The 1,886-nt window shown below is 46.5% G+C and carries 2 protein-coding genes; both read right to left on the reverse strand.

Going from position 1 to position 1,886, the window contains the following annotated elements; genetic code table 11:
- On the reverse strand, positions 1–1,060 hold a 1,060-nt coding region (locus tag AC1DWN_RS33120; RefSeq protein WP_477563083.1), incomplete at its 3' end, for a rhamnulokinase.
- 47 nt (positions 1,061–1,107) lie between these two features.
- Complete coding sequence (locus tag AC1DWN_RS33125; protein WP_477563084.1) at positions 1,108–1,767, reverse strand: class II aldolase/adducin family protein; 660 nt, start codon at positions 1,765–1,767, stop codon at positions 1,108–1,110.
- Positions 1,768–1,886: the final 119 nt, after the last annotated feature.

Raw genomic sequence — 1,886 nt, forward strand, 5'->3', positions numbered from 1 at the left:
AAGAAAGGTCGTCTGGATGAATAAGGCTGCGGAAAGGCTGTGCAGCCTCTGCTAGTACAACAAGCTCAGAGAAAGGAATAACATTACCTTGTTCATCCCATTCACGTTTGCATTCCTGCAATATCCAAAGCCCCATAATATTTTTGAGCAGCTGATATGTACCGCCAACTCCACCTTCATTGGAGAAATCCAGCTCCATTGCCTCAGGCGTGACGAGAGGTTGACCAAGCTCAGTGCCAAGCAGTGACCAAGTTCCGCAAACCAAATAGGCGAATTCTTCTACGCCAATTGCAGGTACAGCGGCAATAGCTGATTCGGTATCATGTGTTCCGACTGCTACGGCCTCGATTGGCGGAACTTCAAGCTCCGAACATACATCAGGTGTTAAGCGGCCAAAACGCGTTCCGGGATGAATCGGATCAAGGAATAGCTTGGTTGGAATACCGAGCTTCTCCATAAGCGATTCGTTCCACTTCTGCTCTTTCGGCTCAAACAGCTGTGTAGTCGTAGCCATCGTAAACTCGCACACCTTCTCACCAGTAAGGAAATAGGCTAATAAATCAGGTGTAAGTAGCAGCGTGCTAGCGGCTGCAAGCTTAGGTGAGTTCGCCTTCTTCATTGCGTAAAGCTGATTAATCGTATTAAACGGCATAAACTGCAGTCCGCCTTGCTCGTAAAGGCTGTCCTTGCCAATTAGTTCACTAAGTTCTTCAATAATACCTTCCGTTTGCGGGTCGCGGTAATGATAAGGGTTTCCTAGCAGTTCACCATTAGCATCAATCAGCCCAAAGTCGACACCCCAAGTGTCGATACCAAACGTTTGCGGTGAATAGCCTTCTTGAAAGGCTTTGCGGATCGCGAATTTCAACTCCTGTAGCAAGTGCAAAATATCCCAGTGCAAATGACCGCCGACAGCAATCGGCTGATTTGGAAAGCGATGAATTTCCGTCACCTTTAGCCTAGGCAGTTCACTATCATTGCCTTGCAGCAGCTCACCGATTAACRCTCTGCCGCTGCTGGCGCCTAGATCAAATGCGAGTACGGTTGCAAGCTTCGTCATCTTGAGCTCCTTTCTCAGAACAGACACGCTTGATCAGCGACTGCCTATTACTTCATTTTTTGCAATAATTCTATGCGATAAGCTTCGCTTTCAAGCGATGCGATTTCTTCGAATTCTTCCTTTGTAAGCACCTTCGGCTCACGAATCGCCTTAGCAATCAAAAAGATTTTTGTGCTTTCTTCCACAACCTCAGTCCGGTAATAAGCTTCGCGTAAATTACGGCCAGAAGTCACAAGACCATGATTGCCAAGCAGAACAGAGCTTGCTTCATTACACTTTGCTACATAAGCATCCGCAAGCTTATCCGTTGTTGGAAGCACGTACGGAACGTAAACCGTCTTACCTACTAACGCAGCTTGGTCAGGGAACATAATCGGAAGCTCCTGCTCAACCAGTGTAAATGCAATGCAATATGGTGGATGCGTATGAACAATTGCTCCGATATCTGGATTAGCCCGATAGGCATACAAATGCATAAGCACCTCAGACGATGGTCGCAGACCGATATCCGTAATCTCACCTGTTTCAATATCAACCTCTACCCATTGATGCGGCTCGACCTCATCAAGTGCGAAGCCGCTTGGGGAAAGATACATTTTGCCTTCAAATTTAGCGCTAATGTTGCCACCAGGTCCAACAACCAATTTATTAACTACCGTCTTACGCGCATATTTACAAAGCTCATTGCGAATGTCCGTGCTGCTCATGAAAATACCTCCATTTATGTTCGTATGCGGCAGCCAATCCTCCTAACACTGTCACTAGACAAGTGGAGGCGGATTAGCTGCCGCTGAATTACTTTTTAAATATAGAGATGAATATGTTC

The organism is Paenibacillus sp. P4_A7, assembly GCF_056402455.1.

Bases quoted from the DNA above. Each gene is read 5' to 3' on its own strand.
- AC1DWN_RS33125 (WP_477563084.1), bottom strand. From the start codon at position 1,767: ATGAGCAGCACGGACATTCGCAATGAGCTTTGTAAATATGCGCGTAAG.